This is a genomic window from Photobacterium piscicola, assembly GCF_900166965.1.
GTDB lineage: Bacteria > Pseudomonadota > Gammaproteobacteria > Enterobacterales > Vibrionaceae > Photobacterium > Photobacterium piscicola.
Genome location: NZ_FUZI01000001.1, coordinates 956726 through 974747, shown reverse-complemented (window position 1 = coordinate 974747; position 18022 = coordinate 956726). Strand labels below are relative to the sequence as shown.

General features: G+C 38.2%; 17 protein-coding genes. 6 read left to right on the top strand and 11 right to left on the bottom strand.

Features of this window, described 5'->3' with window-relative positions:
* Positions 1-233 precede the first annotated feature (233 nt).
* The gene (locus tag CZ809_RS04540) at positions 234-629 is read left to right on the top strand and encodes an MbcA/ParS/Xre antitoxin family protein (protein WP_080156569.1); all 396 of its coding nucleotides are present in this window, start codon (positions 234-236) and stop codon (positions 627-629) included.
* 268 nt (positions 630-897) lie between these two features.
* On the opposite strand, the gene CZ809_RS04535 is transcribed toward CZ809_RS04540, so the two are convergent.
* Entirely contained in the window at positions 898-2751 is a 1854-nt protein-coding gene (locus tag CZ809_RS04535) for an ABC transporter ATP-binding protein (protein ID WP_080156215.1), read from the bottom strand.
* A 346-nt stretch (positions 2752-3097) separates the two neighbouring features.
* Here CZ809_RS04535 and CZ809_RS04530 point away from each other — a divergent pair, with 346 nt between their 5' ends.
* Positions 3098-3718 (top strand): DUF1294 domain-containing protein, encoded by a 621-nt coding sequence (locus CZ809_RS04530; RefSeq protein ID WP_080156214.1) that lies wholly within the window; start codon positions 3098-3100, stop codon positions 3716-3718.
* 109 nt (positions 3719-3827) lie between these two features.
* On the opposite strand, the gene CZ809_RS04525 is transcribed toward CZ809_RS04530, so the two are convergent.
* Positions 3828-4181: an SMR family transporter gene (locus CZ809_RS04525; protein WP_080156213.1), complete on the bottom strand. Its 354-nt coding sequence runs from the start codon at positions 4179-4181 to the stop codon at positions 3828-3830.
* Between the two features lie 513 nt (positions 4182-4694).
* Between CZ809_RS04525 and CZ809_RS04520 the strand changes: the two genes are divergently transcribed.
* Positions 4695-5159: a septal ring lytic transglycosylase RlpA family protein gene (locus tag CZ809_RS04520; protein ID WP_210434264.1), complete on the top strand. Its 465-nt coding sequence runs from the start codon at positions 4695-4697 to the stop codon at positions 5157-5159.
* Positions 5160-5311: 152 nt separating this feature from the next.
* Here the strand turns inward: CZ809_RS04520 and CZ809_RS04515 are convergent, their stop codons facing one another.
* Both CZ809_RS04515 and CZ809_RS04510 read right to left on the bottom strand, forming a co-directional pair.
* A complete protein-coding gene (locus CZ809_RS04515) occupies positions 5312-6097 on the bottom strand; it encodes a DUF2076 domain-containing protein (RefSeq protein ID WP_080156211.1) in 786 nt (261 codons plus the stop codon).
* Positions 6098-6500: 403 nt separating this feature from the next.
* Positions 6501-7220, bottom strand: a complete 720-nt coding sequence (locus CZ809_RS04510; RefSeq protein ID WP_235865788.1) for an HAD family hydrolase — start codon at positions 7218-7220, stop codon at positions 6501-6503.
* Between the two features lie 251 nt (positions 7221-7471).
* On the opposite strand from CZ809_RS04510, the gene CZ809_RS04505 reads away from it, so the two are divergent.
* On the top strand, positions 7472-7810 hold the full coding sequence (locus CZ809_RS04505; RefSeq protein WP_080156210.1) for a hypothetical protein: 339 nt from the start codon (positions 7472-7474) through the stop codon (positions 7808-7810).
* Between the two features lie 61 nt (positions 7811-7871).
* Here the strand turns inward: CZ809_RS04505 and CZ809_RS04500 are convergent, their stop codons facing one another.
* Positions 7872-8195: a hypothetical protein gene (locus CZ809_RS04500; protein ID WP_080156209.1), complete on the bottom strand. Its 324-nt coding sequence runs from the start codon at positions 8193-8195 to the stop codon at positions 7872-7874.
* Between the two features lie 230 nt (positions 8196-8425).
* Here CZ809_RS04500 and CZ809_RS04495 point away from each other — a divergent pair, with 230 nt between their 5' ends.
* Positions 8426-10165 carry an amidohydrolase gene (locus tag CZ809_RS04495; protein WP_080156567.1) on the top strand — a complete coding sequence of 580 codons (1740 nt, stop codon included), beginning with the start codon at positions 8426-8428 and terminating at the stop codon, positions 10163-10165.
* Positions 10166-10291: 126 nt separating this feature from the next.
* On the opposite strand, the gene CZ809_RS04490 is transcribed toward CZ809_RS04495, so the two are convergent.
* Positions 10292-10798, bottom strand: coding sequence for a hypothetical protein (locus CZ809_RS04490; RefSeq protein ID WP_080156208.1), 507 nt, complete (start codon positions 10796-10798; stop codon positions 10292-10294).
* Positions 10799-10985: 187 nt separating this feature from the next.
* Positions 10986-12371, bottom strand: a complete 1386-nt coding sequence (locus CZ809_RS04485; RefSeq protein ID WP_080156207.1) for a class II fumarate hydratase — start codon at positions 12369-12371, stop codon at positions 10986-10988.
* 314 nt (positions 12372-12685) lie between these two features.
* On the opposite strand from CZ809_RS04485, the gene CZ809_RS04480 reads away from it, so the two are divergent.
* Positions 12686-12985 carry a PepSY domain-containing protein gene (locus CZ809_RS04480; protein ID WP_235865786.1) on the top strand — a complete coding sequence of 100 codons (300 nt, stop codon included), beginning with the start codon at positions 12686-12688 and terminating at the stop codon, positions 12983-12985.
* 133 nt (positions 12986-13118) lie between these two features.
* Here the strand turns inward: CZ809_RS04480 and CZ809_RS04475 are convergent, their stop codons facing one another.
* The 4 genes from CZ809_RS04475 to CZ809_RS04460 all read right to left on the bottom strand — a co-directional run bounded on the left by CZ809_RS04475 (position 13119) and on the right by CZ809_RS04460 (position 17742).
* Entirely contained in the window at positions 13119-13274 is a 156-nt protein-coding gene (locus CZ809_RS04475; protein ID WP_235865784.1) for a hypothetical protein, read from the bottom strand.
* Positions 13275-13665: 391 nt separating this feature from the next.
* Positions 13666-14922 carry a GGDEF domain-containing protein gene (locus CZ809_RS04470; protein WP_080156204.1) on the bottom strand — a complete coding sequence of 419 codons (1257 nt, stop codon included), beginning with the start codon at positions 14920-14922 and terminating at the stop codon, positions 13666-13668.
* 131 nt (positions 14923-15053) lie between these two features.
* Complete coding sequence (locus CZ809_RS04465) at positions 15054-15620, bottom strand: DUF1415 domain-containing protein (protein ID WP_080156203.1); 567 nt, start codon at positions 15618-15620, stop codon at positions 15054-15056.
* A gap of 109 nt (positions 15621-15729) precedes the next feature.
* Positions 15730-17742 carry an exoribonuclease II gene (locus CZ809_RS04460; RefSeq protein WP_080156202.1) on the bottom strand — a complete coding sequence of 671 codons (2013 nt, stop codon included), beginning with the start codon at positions 17740-17742 and terminating at the stop codon, positions 15730-15732.
* Between the last annotated feature and the right edge of the window lie 280 nt (positions 17743-18022).

Below are 18022 nucleotides of genomic sequence, written 5' to 3'. Positions count from 1 at the left end.
GTCAATGATCATGTAAAAACATAACTAATTGATTAATAATGATTAGTTATGTTTTACGTGAGATTTAATGATCACGTTGATCACGAATAAGGATCAGGGTGTAAAATAGATAATCCTTATAGAACAAGGACTAGTATCTTTTTTAGGGCGATTTGTTTTTGCAAAAAGGTGTATTAAATTATAGTGATATTAAACCGACTAAATTTAAATATACGTCAACCGAGAATTTTATTATGGGTTTAGCAAAACGTAATGGTTTTGAGACAAAGGCATTATCAAGGATAGGATTTAAAGCTGCTGATAATATTCTATCGTCATGGGGATGCACAAACCAACAAAGCCAAAATATTTTAAAGTTATCAAAATCGTCATACCATAAATTTAAAGCAACGCCTGAAACAATTAAGTTAAGTGATGATCAATTAGAACGTGTCAGTTATATATTAAATATGCATCAAGCATTACGTCTTGTATTTAGTAATCCTGCCAATATCAGTAATTTTATGGGGATGAAAAATAATAATGATTATTTTGCAGGTCGTTCACCGTTGGAAATTATTGAATCAGGAAAGTTTGGTGATTTATATGAAGTTGCACGACGCGTTGATGCATTGAGAGGTGAGCTATAGGGATAGAAGATAGCCTGTTTATGGTGTTATACAATCCAACCTTTTGGAAATGATTTGGGATGGAGAGAAGATAGCTGAAGTAAATAAGATCAATTATATGAATATTTAACTGTAGCCATCTTGTCGCCATTCCCAAGCCTTTTGGGTCTAAAGTTTTGTTTTTGTTGGTTTATTTTTCTCGCCAATAAACCCACCTGTTTAGTATTTGGTTATTAAATGAAATCATCAACTTATCGCCATTTTATCGCCACTTACAAGTGTTTTGGATCTAAGTTTTTGTTTTTATTGGTTTATTTTGCTCGCCAATAAACCCACCCGTCTGATGCGCCCATAATTGTGCATAAATTCCATTTTGCTGTAATAACTCAGCATGGGAGCCTTGCTCAATGATTTGGCCTTTATCAAGGATAATCAAACGATCCATCGCGGCAATGGTCGATAAACGGTGGGCAATGGCTATGACGGTTTTACCTTGCATCAATTTATTAAGACTGTCTTGAATTGCGGCTTCAACTTCAGAATCTAATGCTGATGTGGCTTCATCTAGAATCAATATCGGAGCGTTTTTAAGTAAGACCCGTGAAATAGCAATACGCTGACGTTGTCCTCCTGAAAGTTTAACGCCACGTTCACCCACTTGAGCATCATAGCCGACATTACCAAAAGAATCGGTGAGCGTTTCAATAAACTCATGCGCATGTGCTTGGTGTGTTGCCGCTAATAAACGTTCTTCACCAGCATCAGGGGCGCCATAGAGTATGTTTTCACGAATGGAGCGATGCAGTAATGAGGTGTCTTGGGTAACCATACCAATGTTACAGCGTAACGAATTTTGAGTGACAGAGGTAATGTCTTTGCCATCAATACGTATCTGTCCGCCTTCAACATCATGGAAGCGCAATAATAGGTTAACTAAGGTTGATTTACCTGCGCCAGAACGCCCGACTAAACCCACTTTTTCACCGGGTTTAATATTGAGGTTAAGATGGCTGATCACGCCTTTATTTTCGCCATAATGGAAGCTAACATCATCAAATTCAATACCACCTTGAGTGACGTCTAATGGTTTTGCATCAGGGGCATCTTCAATCGCAATTGGTTTTGATAAAGTTTTCATGCCATCCACAACCGTACCTATGTTTTCAAATAATGCGCCCACTTCCCACATGATCCACATCGACATACCATTGATGCGTAATGCAAGGCTGATAGCTATCGCGATCGCACCCACTTGAATTGCACTGTGCATCCATAAATAAATCGAGATCGCAGAAATGGCAAACAGCAGGGTATAGTTAGTTAATTGAACACAGAAGTTAAACCCTGTTACTAACCGCATTTGTTTATGAACAGTGCTTAAAAAGCCTTTCATGCCTTTTTCAGCATATTCGGTTTCACGTTGATCGTGAGAGAATAATTTAACTGTGGAAATATTGGTGTAGCTGTCCACAATTGAGCCCGTCATGGTTGAACGTGCGTCTGCTTGTTCTGCTGCAATGTGCTTAAGTTTAGGTACAAAATAAAGTTGAATACACACATAAGCGGCTAACCAAAATAACATTGGTAGCATTAATAGCCAGTCAGCTTGGGCTAGAATGACTAACGATGACGTAAAATATACCGAGACATAGACAAATACGTCAGCGGTTTTCATTACTGTTTCACGCACCGCAAGTGAGGTTTGCATAACCTTGGTCGCGATACGACCAGCAAAATCATCTTGATAGAACGACACACTTTGCTTGAGCAAGTAACGGTGTGCTAACCATCGAATTGACATCGGATAGTTGCCCAATAATGATTGATGGGTAATTAACGATGAAATTAATACCAGTGTTGGCATTAAGACCAAAATAACCAACCCTAACCAAAACAGACTCGTACCATTTTGAGCCAGAAAAGTATGTGGATCACTTTCTGTCAGCCAATCAACCAGTTTTCCCATGAAACCGAATAACACAACTTCGAGAATAGCAACAGTTGCACTAAGGATTGCCATTATAAGCAATGGCTTTTCAAAGCCTCGGCTATAGTAACGACAAAAAGCAATAATACCTTGTGGTGGTTGCTCTGGGTCTTGTTTGGGAAATGCTTCCGTGAAATTTTCAAAGCGTTTAAACATGGTTCACCTAATTTGATGAAAGGCGCAATAAGCAAATTAACGAGATGTATAGATGAATATTAAGCCGTGGTTACGACAATTATTTTAATAACAATAATGGAAGAGGGTGTGTTGCTATTGTATGCATTACTTTAATTGCACTCAACAATTGTGATATTTTTAATGATGAAAGTATTAACTTGATAGCAAAAAAAGGTTTACGGCAGTGTAATGTCGTTATAGCCGTTATTAAACAAAGTATTCATTGATAATTGTTATAATAAAGCATCAGTAATTCATGGTGTTATCTATTATTCATCGTTAATTAATCTTCGTTCTGTTTACAGTGTAAAACAATAGGTAAAGCATGAAATATAAAGGCACGGTTGTGCAATGGAATCATCAAAAAGGCTTTGGCTTTATTCAACCTCAAACGGGTGGTGAGAATGTGTTTTTTCATATCAGCGCACTAGTGGATCGCCAAAGCCACCCTAGAGTGAATGAAAGTGTACATTATCAATTGGGTAGGGATAATAAAGGTAAGCAAGCTGCACAAGCTGTTGAATTTGTTAAGCCTCATTCTGGGTTAGATAAATATACGGCTCCAATGAGTAAGGCCCAAGGATTCAGTGTGTTGTTCCTTGGATTGGTTAGCCTGTGTGTATGGTTATTTCAGTGCCCGTATTGGGTATTAATTGGTTATGTCTGTTTAAGTATTGTGACTTTTGCTGTGTATGCCCATGATAAACGAGCTGCACGCAAAGAGGCATGGCGAACCAAAGAAGCGAGCTTGCATTTATTAGCATTAGCTGGTGGTTGGCCTGGTGCGTTATGGGCGCAGAAAATCCTGCGGCATAAATCACAAAAACAACCGTTTAAAGCTATTTTATGGCTAACAATTTTTATTAATATCAGTGTTTTTATTATTGTATTTACGCCACTAGGGCAGCACTGGCTACATAATTTTATTGCTTCTATTGGGTATTAATTACCGCGGTGTTGGTGGTTGCTGTATTGGTGTTAAAAACAGAGGAGAAGTTAAGGCTTCTCCTGTTTAGCTTTAAATGAAAACAACGATAAAGGTTTAATTGAGAGGGTTAATGCGAAACAGTTTTTGATAAAAGGTTAACCACTAATACACCCGCAATAATTAATCCAATACCAATAATAGCGGGTAAGTCTAAGCGTTGACCATAAGCAAAATAGCTAATGGTTGCGACCAGAACAATGCCTGAACCACTCCAGATTGCATATACAATTCCCACTGGCATGGTTTTTACGGTGACAGATAATAAGAAAAACGCAATCGCGTAACCTGTAATAATAATCACACTGGGTACCAGTTTTGTAAATTGCTCTGCTTTGGGTATAAACGAAGTGGCAATGACTTCAAAAATGATGGCAATTGATAATGCGACCAATGGTGGTATTGACGTTAATAACTTAAACATAAAATATATCTGTATTGATTGAAAACGGGCATTTTAAAGGGCTTTGTGGTGCGCGACTAGGGTAAAGTTACGTAATTTATATTTACCTTGTTTCAATAATGCACAGAGTTATGCAATGCATTTTGCACGGTTATATATAAATTATATTCGTATAAAGGATATTAATATTATGACAATGGCGGTAATGGATATTATTAGTGGCTATTTTATTTATATCACTAAAAAATAGACGTTGGCATGCAGCTTGCTCTGTATATATTGTCATTGCTTATTTTTACAATGGACGTAGAAATAAAAGATGGTGCGAGAACAGTATGTTTTATTATTTCCTTTTTGTAACCGACATTATTAATAATGTCGGTTTTTTTTATTTAAAAATCGTAAATTTTAATTCGTTCCATTTTTACGTACATTTGGTGATAGAATTTAGTAAGCACTAGCTGTTTTATATTGATGTATAACTAAACAGCTGAATCATAATGTTCGGTGGAGGTCATTAGTATGAATAGGTCTATGATACGAAATTGGGGTTTAAGTTCGGTTCTTTTGATTATAGTGTCTGGGTGTGCAACATCAGATATACCTGATAAAACAGCAAAAGTTGAACCACAACGACCAGTGTTGATCGTAAAACCTGTTGAGTATAAGAAAGAGGTTACACAAATATCAGCACCAACATCTTCATCAAAGGTGATTTATGGCAAAGCGTCTTTTTATGCCAATATGTTTCAAGGGCGAAAGACAGCGAGTGGACAAATTTTTGATCAAGGTAAGCTTACCGCTGCCCACCGTACATTGCCTTTTGGTACAAGAGTAAAAGTAACCAACACCAGTAATCATAAAAGTGTGATTGTTACTATTAATGATCGTGGGCCTTTTATTCGTGGGCGTATGATTGATTTATCAAGTTCTGCATTTAAAGCCATTGGTAATCCTCGCACTGGCGTATTAAACGTTACGATGGAAATTTTAAAATAAACGCAATATTTTTTGTAAGCTGGTGTCAGGATACTGAGGTAATGCTTGCAGCAGAAGGGTGGTGAAATAAGCATGGCGAGAGATTGAGAGCTGGCTTATATAATAAACAAAGAGCGCATAAGCGCTCTTTATTGTAGGTCAGGACAAAGCGATTAGAAATCGTCGTCGTCGCCACCAAAATCACCGCCAAAGCCGCCGTCGGTATCACCAAAACCGCTATTGTTAGCAAAGGTGTCGTCGTTGCCAAAACCACTGTCGTCACCGAAACCTGAGTTACCAAAGCCGTTATCATCACCGCCGAAGCCTGAATCACCAAAGCCGCCATTGTTATCGCCAAAGCCTGCATCACCAAAACCACCGGTGTAGTCAGAAGCGAAGCTGTTTGAGTCATCATTTAAGAAGCTTTCATTATCAGCTTGTGGATCAGTCGTTGCGTCAGCTGCTGTATCCGTCTGTGCTGTGTCTGTTGCTGAAGTATCTGTTGCCGCGTCAGCTGCTGGTGCTGGATCTGCCGCTGCTGTTTCAGCTGGCTTATCATCAAACAACATATTACTGATCACGCTGCCTGCAACCATACCCGCCGCGACACCCGCTGCTGTTTGCATGAAACCACCAAAAGCACTTGGTTGGCGAACAGGGGGTTGTGGAGGCTGTGGAGGCGCTTGACGAGAACCACCAAACATACGGCTCATGGTGCCACGGTTTGATTCTTCTTTATAATATTCAGCGTTTTTCTCTAGGTAATCGTTCTTTTCTTTTAATTGCTTTAATGCCATTTCTTGCACAAGAACCGCTTGTGTTAGTTTGTAGATAGCATCAGGCTGTGCGCCAATTTCAGTGTTAATAAATTGCTCTGCTTCTGCATCTTTCTTGCTTTCAGGGCTTTTTTGAAGCTTAGCAGCAACGCTTTGAATAAGTTCTTTTTCTTGTGGAGTCATTATAATTACCTTCTCAATACCCTGTCAGTGGTAGGGTGTACCGTTGCTTGGTTGATGGTCGTTTCGCTAACATCAGCCTTGCTAAATAAGATTATTCACAAATTATAGTATTCCCATACCGATGTTGAATAGGTGATGAATACACCATCATAATTTGTAAATCGAAATAGAATGCGCGAATACTGTATTACGTTCGCTGTACTACATCTATAGTTTGCTACAAGAAATTTAATTTAGTTTGTTACTATCTGTAAATGGGTACTGATAAATGTATTATCAAGCATAATGATACTATTTATTGTTTGATGAGCAATCGGCTCTCATTATTGTGCGTTTTTTATAGTGATCGTGTTGCTTATTTTGAGAAGGTGGGCGCTAATATAACGAAAGGGGAAGAACGCCGTTAACGAAGAATATTGTTGTCGTGACGCCAATCCATGATCGTCCATTCTTGCATCTGAGCATGCATGGCTAATATTGGATCAGGATTAACAGCAAAAGGCTTATTTACCAAGCTAAGTAATGGTAAATCATTGATTGAATCACTGTAACCATAACTGCCTTTGTAGCTGTGTTTTTGTTGTTGTAACCATAACTTTAAACGTTCAACTTTTCCTTCTTTAAAACTTAATATTCCGGTTGTTTTTCCAGTATATACCCCTTGATTTTGTTCTATTTCAATTGCAATAACATTATCAATACCAAGGGCGGTTGCTATTGGTTTTACCAGATGCTCGCCTGTCGCAGAAATAATCAAAATATGATCTCCTCGTTTGCGATGCCATGCGATACGATCAAGTGCTTGTGGATATATTGCTGGTATAATAATGTCTTGAATAAAGTCATCAACCAGTTGTTTTATCTCGTTAGGACTTTTCCCTTTTAGTGGTTCAAGTGTCGTGGTCATGTAACTGTTCATATCTAGCGTGCCTTTAGCATAGGCGATCATCATGGTGGCTTCATGTGTGAGTAATGTAACAGGCGCTAGCCCTTTCTCAACAAGGAAATGGCTCCATAGGCGGGCTGAGTCTGCTGCAATAAGGGTTTCATCTAAGTCAAAAATAGCAAGGTAAGATGGCATCGTTATGTTGTTATTGGTTATCGTCTGAGTGGTAAATGACAAGTGTAATTCCTTCTTTCTTTGTTGTTATATTTATAGTTAGTGTGTAATTAGCCATCAGAGTAGGAAATAACGATGACACTTTTATGATGTTCCGATGTTGTTTTTACTACATTTGATTACGTAACTTGTTCGTGGCGAGCATTTTTTGAGTACTACAGGGTTATGCAATATAAAAATGATCTTATGTTATTTTTGTAGTGGTGGGTGTAATTTATCGTTAACGATAGATGTCTCTTCAATAGGAAATGGCGATGAGTAATACTGTAGTGATTATTACAACGAGTTGTATTAATGATCTAGATCTTGCCTCTGAATTGGCACAACAGCAGGTTGTTGTTACTGATATTGAGCAAATACAGATTCAATTAGCGGATAATACCACCGTGGTGTTTCAAAAAGACGCTGCTTTACAACATTATATGAACACGCTTTTAGGAACAAATTTAAAGCGTGTATTTAGAAATAATACCCACCAACTTAATCACTTAACTGAAAAGTCAGTCAATATAGATGGCACGCTACTATTATTAAAAGCTGACGGTGATTGGCTACGAATGCAATCTGATAATGGCACCTTAGCACAGTTGTAATGGCCTAAGGCGGGGTGGCCAATCTAAATCAATACGATAGATTGGCCATTAACAGATATAATTAGCGGATTACTTCGCAAACACGTTTATTATTGGTGTAGTAATAACGGTGGTGGCTATCAGGTGTATTATCGCTAAATTCTTTATCGATAACATAAGGCGTGCCTTTGGCAAAAAGCCAGATAAATTGCTCAATAGCTTCGTCGAATTGGTCTTCGGTAGCATTTAAGGCGGGCACTGAAAATTTAAATTGCGTTAGCTTTGTTTTATCGACGATAGAACAACGCTCAAAATCTTTAAACCCCAGTTGCTTAAGATTCGGATGCGGCATACCACCGGGCACCATATGTGAGGGTACTGTCAGTACAGCTTGAGCAAGATTCATCGTATATTCTTCCTTATAATACTAATCTATCTATAAATAACTTTAACTGAGTTTGTCACTTGTCTCTAGTTTTAAATATAAATAATCATATTCAATATAGTACAGGCATTTTTAATATAAGACGGGAATAATTAACTGTAAACAATGTTTTAAAATCAATTAATTATTCGTTTTTTTGAATGAGATAGTATATCTTTAAGACACGTTAGATTTAAGGATAAATCATGTTTATGAAACAGACTAAAATAGCCTCGTCTTTATTATTTTTATCTTCAGTTATTTCTTACTCGGCATTTGCGGCCCCATCAACAACACCTGAGACAACCATTTTTTATGGCGGTCCAATTATTACGATGGAAAAGGCAAAACCAACAGCAGAAGCTGTGGTAACGAGTCAATATGGCAAAATTGTTTACGTTGGTTCTGAGAAAGATGCACTAAAACAATATCCAGATTCTAAAAAGATAGATTTGAATGACAAAGTGCTAATGCCTGGCTTTATTGAACAGCATTTACACCCATTTTTAGGTGCATTGACATTAAACATGCCCGTTATTGCGCCAGAAGAGTGGCAGTTACCTAATAAAACATGGCCAGCAGTAACCAATCATGAGGATTATATTGCTGCGCTAACGGCTCAAGAAAAAGCATTAAAAGATCCTAATGAAACATTATGGACATGGGGTTTTAATAACTATTTCCATGGCGAATTATCACGTCAAGAGTTGGATAAGATCTCAAGCACCCGTCCGATTGGTGTATGGCATCGCTCTGCGCATGAGTTTTATGTCAATTCAGCTTTTATTGAAAAATATAAGTTAAACCAAGCGGATGTAGATAAGTTAGGAAAAGAAGTCGCGGATCAAGTTCATTTAGAGAAAGGACATTTCTTAGAAGGTGGCGCATTAATTTATTTATTACCACGCATTGCAACAGATCTTGCCAATAAAGAACGTTTTACTGTTGGATTAAAGCAAATGGTAACCATGTTACACCAAAAAGGTGTGACGGCTTATAATGAGCCTGGTGCTTTTATTCCTGATTATATGATTGACACTTATCTTGATGTGTTAGGCAGTGAATCAACACCTATGTATTCGTTTTTTACACCTGAGAGTAAAACACCTTATTTCACAAAAGGAAAAGAGGGTGTATTAAAAGAAGTGGAGCGTATTACAACGACACTACCAGAAACGGGTAAAGTTCGTTATTTTGATAAACAAGTTAAATTGTTATTTGATGGTGCGATCATTTCACAATTAATGAAAATGAAAGACGGCTATCAAGATGGACATCATGGTGAATGGATTCAAACACCAGAAGATGTGGAAGCGATTACCAAGATCTTCTGGGAAAATGATTACCAAGTATTAGTACATGTAAATGGTGATCTTGGGGTTGAGAAGCTTATTGGTATTTTAGAAAAGCGCCAAGCAGAATATCCACGTAAAGATCACCGTTTTACCATTATTCATTTTGCTAACTCAACCGATGCACAAATTAAGAAGCTAAAATCCCTTGGCGCAATTATTAGCGTAAATCCTTATTACGTGACAGGTTTTAGTGAAAAATTTGGTGAGGTTGGTTTAGGTAAAGAACGTGCTCATGCGATGGTACGTTTAGCCACCATTGAGAAAGAGAACATATCAGTCTCTCTTCATTCTGATGCACCAATGGCACCGTCTGATCCATTACTATTAGCGTGGAGCGCTGCCACACGTATTACCAACTCAGGGAACGTCGTGCGTCCTGATTTAGCTTTATCTCGTGATGCAGCATTGCGTGGTATTACGATTGAAGCGGCTTACTCTTGGGGACAAGAACAGAACTTGGGTAGTATCAAAACAGGTAAGATTGCAAACTTTACCATTTTAGAACAAGACCCTTATAAAGTTGAGTTGAAAAAGCTAAAAGATATTCCTATTTATGGTACTGTTTTTGAAGGGAAATTATTTCCAATTGATAAATAACCATTAATGAAAATCTTGAAAGAAGAGCTTTAATTTATAGTACTTAATAAAAAGTACAGTTATAAATAAAAGCGATAAAAAAACCGCCTTCAAAGAGGCGGTTTTTTATGATTTATGGTTAGAGAATTAATCTTTAACCCATTGATCATTTACTTTCTTCATTGATACGGTTTCATTAATCGTATCAACGGTTTGTCCTGCTTTGAAATCACCGTATTTAGCACTAAATGCAACAACCATTACTTCTGCTGCTAGATTATTTTTTAATGTATGCAGTGCTGATGTCATATCATCTTTTGTCGTATCAGCAGTAGTATCGGTCGTATTTGCTGCTGGTGCTTGTGGTTTAGCAGCAAGTGCTTTCATTGAGCTCTTAAACTCGTCTAAGCTCTTATTTGCAACTAAGTCGTAGCTTACTTCTGCTTTGTAGTCTGTTTTAGTATCAAGCAATACTTTAGTAATCTTGAGGTTTTTTACTTCAAAAGGCGTTGTTTTTGCAGTAATACCTAGATTAGGCTGCTCGTACTGGCTTGTTTGAACAACATTAGTAATTGTGGACTCGTCAACTTTATCACTACAACCTGCTAAAAATAGTGTTGACGCGATAGCTGCGGCTAAAACAAATTTTTTCATTAATAATGCTCTTTGTTTGTCAGAGATACCCAGCACAAGGTGTTGAACTGGCGTCTATTTATATTATACGTTACATCCAGTTTTACACATGGACAAGTAGCGGCAATGATTAATTGCTTAAGACTAACATTCATTATACTAACATTTCAAAACTGAACAATGTTTTATATTTCTAATTAAAAGGAACTTATTTCGCAATACCGCCTTCGGTAAGCTTTTTAGGATCTAACAATGATTCAAGTTCAGTGCGGCTTAAATCTGTTTCTTGTTCTGCGACATCAATAATAGGACGTTGTTCTTTATAGGCTTTTTTGGCAATGGCTGCCGCTTTTAAATAACCAATAACAGGATTTAACGCGGTGATAAGAATTGGGTTTTTACTCAATGCTTGTTTGATATGTTCATCACGGACAGTGAAGGTCATTATTGCTTTATCTGCTAGTTGAACGGCAGTGGTTGCTAATAAACTAATGCTTTGCAGTAAATTATAGGTAATAACTGGCAGCATTACATTGAGCTGAAAGTTGCCTGATTGACCCGCGACAGTGATTGTGGCGTCGTTACCAATCACTTGTGCTGCCACCATTGCCGCAGCTTCAGGGATCACTGGATTTACTTTTCCCGGCATAATCGATGAACCGGGTTGTAATGGCTCTAACTCAATTTCACCTAGGCCAGCAAGAGGGCCTGAATTCATCCAACGTAGGTCATTAGATATTTTCATGATTGCCACAGCGAGGGTTTTTAACTGCCCCGATAAAGCAACTACAGCATCTTGGCTACTCATGCTATAAAAGAAATTGCTACTGGTTGTAAAAGGCACGGCGGTTGCAATTGCAATGTTTTTTGTAAATATGGCTGCAAAATGCGGATGGGTGTTGATACCTGTACCAACAGCTGTCCCTCCTTGCGCAAGTGCAGAAACGGTGTCTAATGCTTGTTCTATACCATTACGCGCATGTTCAATTTGGCTTTGCCATCCACCTAATTCTTGTCCTAGTGTAATCGGCATTGCATCCATTAAATGGGTACGACCTGTTTTCACACAATGACTAAATTGCTGACTTTTTTGTGCTAGTACTTGTTCTAAATGCTTTAATGCGGGTAATAGTTGCTGGTGGCAGGTGATAGCGGCACTGACTTGAATGGCTGTTGGAATGGCATCGTTACTGCTTTGACCACGGTTAACATCATCATTAGGGCTGACTGTTATGCCTAATTGTTGTGAGGCTAGTGTTGCAATCACCTCGTTAACATTCATATTAGAGCTGGTACCCGATCCGGTTTGGAATACATCAATGGGAAATTGATCCGAGTGAGCCCCATCAATAATTAGCTGGCAACTGTCAATAATGGCATGGGCTGTTTTATCATCAATTAATTGTAGTTCAAGGTTGGTACGTGCTGCTGCCTGCTTTACATAGGCGAGTGCCTGAATAAAAGCATCTGGCATGGTTAAATCGCTGATAGAGAAATTATTGATAGCACGTTGTGTTTGAGCTTGGTATAACGCGTTTTGCGGGACTTCAACGTCACCCATACTATCAGTTTCGATACGATGTAATTCTGACATAATGTTATCCTTTAAATTGATGATGCTCCAAAACGGTAATGGATGTGGTTCTGACACTATCGTTACTTATTACCATGAGACGATAAGTTATTATAGGCCACTGTTTGGTCGAATTTTTATTGATATCATAGTTTGCGAATACACAGCTATTGTTTTTATTATTAGGCGCTTTTTATAATAGTTTCACTAAGGTAAATAACAGTAACAGATAAGTCATTTTATAATTATTGGTGCAATTCTTGCTTCTCACATAAGAGAGATAATATTGAGAAGGTTAATGTTAACTTTAGCAAGTGTGCTATTAAGGGGGACAAGTGATCAGAAGTGTTAAGGTGTTATTTATTAGTAGTAGCATGTGTTGCTTATTACAAAGTTATATTACTCATGCTGATCCTGTAGATACCAGCGCGGCTAATATGCTAAGTGTGCCGAGTGCCATGAAGCAACTTGAATCTGACGGTTATTATGATTTTAGAATGATCAAGATCGAACGAAAGCATAATGAAATTGCAGTGAAAGCGCGTAACAAAATAGGTGAATCGGTTGAACTAGAGATGGATTTATATACTGGTGTGATTTTGCATGAGAAAAGACATGGAGTAGAAACACCATAGCAATCGTCTATTTCTGTGTTGCAGAATACTGATGATTTGCGGCTTCAATATCAAAGCAAAGTGAGTTTTTTATGTGTCATAAAGTATGCAATGGATAAGTAATGGTGATGGTCCTTACTTATCCATTGATATGCTATTCGTCATCGTTAAATATTCGGCCTTCTAGGGAGTATGGATCGTTCTCATCGTATAAATTATGATGACCACGAACACGCTTGAGTGTCTTTTCAAGGGCTTTTGCTTGCTCAAAATGACCTTCTTGGTAGGCAATAGATATTTTCTGTTCCATATCTTCGATTCTATCTTGGTTGTTCATTTTAATCCTCCCATTGAGTGACGGTTCAATACTGCCTCTTATTATTTTATACCAAAATGTAAAACAATGAATTGATGCAAATAAGTAGGTGTTTATTGTACTGTTTTTATCGAGTGGTTTATGTTTTCGCTCATATTATTTAGATTAGTGGCTATGCGGTGCCTTGTTAACTAAATGATGCGTTTATGTGTGAACATTGTGCTATAAATAACGGTGAATGTAGTTGTTAGCATGAGTATGGCCGCTGAAAACGCTAACATTACTTTTATTCTTGCGCTTTCCTCTTAACTAATTTTACGCCAATACTCGTAAATTCTTAGTAAGCCCGATTTCTATCGGGCTTTTTATTATGTGATCTTTATCGTTAACATAATGTGTCATCATTATTTTCTGCGATGTAGATTTGCTGCTTTTTCTTCTTTTGGCGTGCTATGCGTAATACCTCAATGGCTTGTTGTAATACTACTGCGGCTGTTTGCTCGGTATTCGCACTACACATCCCTGCGCTAACACTGACTTTGATGGCTTTTTTTCGTGGTTTTTTTACTTTTGTTGCTGTTTGTTGTGGCTGAGGTTCAATTATTATGGGCGCTATCGTGTGTTTTTCTGAGCCAATAGCGTGTTGCAGTTGTTCTATTATGGCCTGACAGTCGGTTATTTTTTTATGCTCAAAAATCACAATAAATTGCTGTGCGACAAAATAGAGATGTGGCGATAGTTGAGTTTGCTCCGTTAAGATGGCGGCAATAGAAGCTTGTATATCACTTATCGCTTGTGGGTGATGTTTATCAATGATGGCGGTTGGGTTATCAATATCTAGTACTACAATCGTACAATCATGGTGTAATAGGGGGAGCGCTTGTGCAAGGGCGCGATGATCTGCTAATTGAGTGAGTGGATCGCGAAAACTTTGTTGGTAGTGACTATAACCAAGATCAATTAACAGAAATACAGCGCATAGAATAAAAGCACTGCTTGATATAAATGGATAATGAAAAAAAATAAAAGTGGTGGTCGCTAATAAGCTGCATACAAAAATATGACGATCAATGCGACGATGATATTTAACGGCTAATGCTCCTGTGCTACAACACACAGCAAGGTTAAAAAGAATTAAAATTAACGGCAGTGATGAAATATTGTGATAGGTAAAAAGGTGGATCTGTTGCCAGTTTTCAAAATCAGTATGATAAAAATAGCTGATAGTTGCACCAATACTGCATTGAATCATCACCAATAACAATAATGCCGCAGTACCCCAAGACAGTAATTTAGGTAGGGTAATAAAGCGCAGCAATAAAAGATTAATGGGTAATAGTGTCGCTAACAAACAAAAAATTAACTTAGTGTCGGTATTTGCTAATGACGTTTGTAGCCAATATAAAATAACGCAGTAAGCAACCAACATAACGATAGCAATAAACCCACTTTGCGCTTGAGGTTGTTTGTTACTGAGAATAATAACCGCACCCAGTAGTATAAAAGGAAGATTAACCCACAGTTGTGAGTAGCTCACTACAAAAGGGGTGAATAAAGGGTAACAAATAACCATGAGTACAGTGATAAGCAAGGGCAGTATAAAGCGTAAATTGGGTGAGTGTTGACGAAACAATGACAGCATTTAACAATGAGCCCTAAGCAGAAGATGTAATGGGCTATTAAGATAACAAATAAATAGCGACAATAATTGAATATTGTCGCTATTTTATGACTTCGACGTTTAAGGTTATAACGTTAAGAAAAAGCGATCTATTATTTGATTAAATAAGGAAATAACTGACGCATTTGTTCTGGCGTTAAATTTTCAACGCATTCAATATTACGATCAGGGATTGCTTCTGGATTAGGGTAGTGCTTGATCACTTTAGCCATGCTTTCTTCACGGATAAGGTGAAATACTGGGTAGGGTGAGCGGTTGGTGAGGTTTTCTGCATCATCAGGTTCTGCACCATAGAAGCAGTAATCAGGGTGGAAGCTGGCAATTTGATAGGTGCCGCTTTTTCCTAATTGAACCACTAAGCCTTCAACAAGATCAAGAAATTGATTGTAGTCATCAAATTCTTCAAATAAGTAGGGGGCGACCACTAGAATCGTTTCTAGTATTTCGGGTGGTGTTTCATCTAATTCTTTGAACTGCATATAAATTGTTTCAAGCAGATCATTTTCGTTATCGTCTTCACTCACAAAGATCTTAATTTGTTTATTGCGATTAGGCTTTGCGGCAAAAGGGCATAAATTAAGGCCGATGACGACATCTTCAAGCCATTGTTTTACTTGTTGTTCGATAAGCTGGATTTTTTCTGAGCTGTGATTTGACATTGAGAGCTGACTTCTATGAATTATTTATATTGGAATAATAGTGTGTAAGATGTAAAAAAGGCCAGCATTCACTGGCCTTTTGTTTTGTTATAAAAGCCGATTTACATCGTTATGCTTTTTGTGGTGCGTCTGTTGCTTGTTCCGGTACTGATGTTACTTCTGGTGCTGGGTACTGTTGTACAGGTTTTGCTACTAATTGACGTGTTGCTGCGCGAACTTCCGCTAGCTTCACCTCAAAAGTATCACCTAGTTGGTATTCTTTAACACCATCAATGTTGATAATGCCAAGTTCACCGCTACATACAATACGCTCTTTGTTATCAACAATTAGCGACCCAGGAATAAAGGCTGCTGCGCCATTTTCAAGTAGGCGTACACGCATACCTGCGCGGTTAATATCAAAGATTTCAGCCTTAAAGACGGTTTCGTTCTTCACTGCATCTTTAAGTAAACGCACGTATAGCCAATCAGACACGTCACGTTCCGCCATGCGATGGTGACGACGGTGATTAGCAATCTCATCACCTACATTATCATCAGGCTTTTGTGTTGGCTCATTGCCTGTGATTAATGCTTTTAGTAAACGGTGATTGATCATATCGCCGTATTTACGAATAGGTGATGTCCATGTAGCGTAAACATCCAGACCCATTGCATAGTGAGGCGCAGGTGTATTAGCCACTTCACTGTAAGCTTGGAATTTACGTAGGCGGTTATCAAGATAGGTGCTATCTAGCGTGTTTAACCAACGACGTAATGCACTAAAGCCTTCTAAAGTAACTATTTCTTCTTTAGTAAACGGTGCTTCTGCATTGGTGATGAACTCCATTGCAGCATCAAGTTTTTCTTGATTGAAGCCGCTATGAACGTTAAACACACCCGTTGCAAATTTCTCTTGTAAAGCACGACCCGCACAAATGTTGGCGGTGATCATTGCTTCTTCGATCATGCGGTTAGCAATACGGCGTAAGTCGGTGTGAATAGCGACAACATCGTTATCTTCACTTAACTCAAAGCGGTAATCGGGACGATCTGGGAACACCACGGCATTTGCCATGCGCCAATCAGAACGTAACGTTGCAAAACCTTGTAGAGCAACGATTTGTTGTTCGATAACAGCGCTTGGTGTCCAGTCATCACAATGGCCATTTTCAAGGAAATCAGACACATTGTTGTAAGATAAACGTCCTTGAGATTTGATCCATGCACCAAAGAAAGTGATGTCATTCTGAATAACACCCGTATTATCGATAGAAACACGGCAGCATAGAACTGGGCGTTTTTCATTTTCGATAAGTGAGCATAACTCATCACTTAGCTCACGTGGCAGCATTGGAATATTGCGGCCTGGAAGATAAATAGTGAATCCACGTTCACGCGCTTCATCATCCATCTTATCGCCAACGGCAATGTAAGAGGTAGGATCAGCAATCGCAATGGTGATTTCATAGCTACCGTCATCTTTAGCGACAGTATATAAGGCATCATCCATGTCTTTGGTTGATTCACCATCAATAGTAATGAAAGGCAAATCAGTTAAGTCTTGGCGCTCAATACCTTCATCAAGCATGGTCCAGCTATCTTGTGGTGCTGGCTCTGCATTAGGTAGCTGGTGGCGAGCAAGTGTTACCCACCAAGGTGCAATTTTGTCATTACTGTCAGTGATTTTTTGAGTGACATCACAGAAGAATGGTTGATTACTACCAGCAAGAGGGTGGCGAGTTAGTTCAGCAACAACCCAATCACCTTCTTTTAAGGTTTCGGGATTAATACCTTTTGCGGCACGTGCTCTAATCGCTTCTTTTAACTGTGGGTGATCTGGAATGATATGTAGGCGATTACGAATCAGTTTTACACGGCCAATGAAGCGTGTAATAGATTGTTCAACAAGCTCTTGTGGCTCAGCAACTTCGCGCTCTTTTTCGGTACGAAGAACGGCGATAACACGGTCACCGTGCATAACGTTTTTCATGTATACCGGTGGAATGAAGATGCTTTCTTTGTTATCAGTTTCTAGAAAGCCAAAGCCACGATCGGTCGCTTTGATGTAACCTTCCTTCTTAGGAAGTGTTTCTTGTATTTGCTTTTTTAGCTGTGCTAACAGCGGGTTATCTTGAAACATTATGTCTGGTCTCAGATTATCGACATAGACACTATACGTTTTTGGTCATCTAAAACCAAGATTTGACTGTTTTAATTTTCATCTTACATCATGATTTATCTTACAATCAATGAGTTACGTTTCATATTTTGCAGTTTGTGTCATAAAGTAAATATTTAATAACAACATATGATGATAAATATAAATAATAAAGAAAATATCGGCTAGAAACAGAAAAGAACCTTAAAACGGCATATATAGCTTTTTTATATTTTGGTAGCACTAAATTTATATAAAGCAA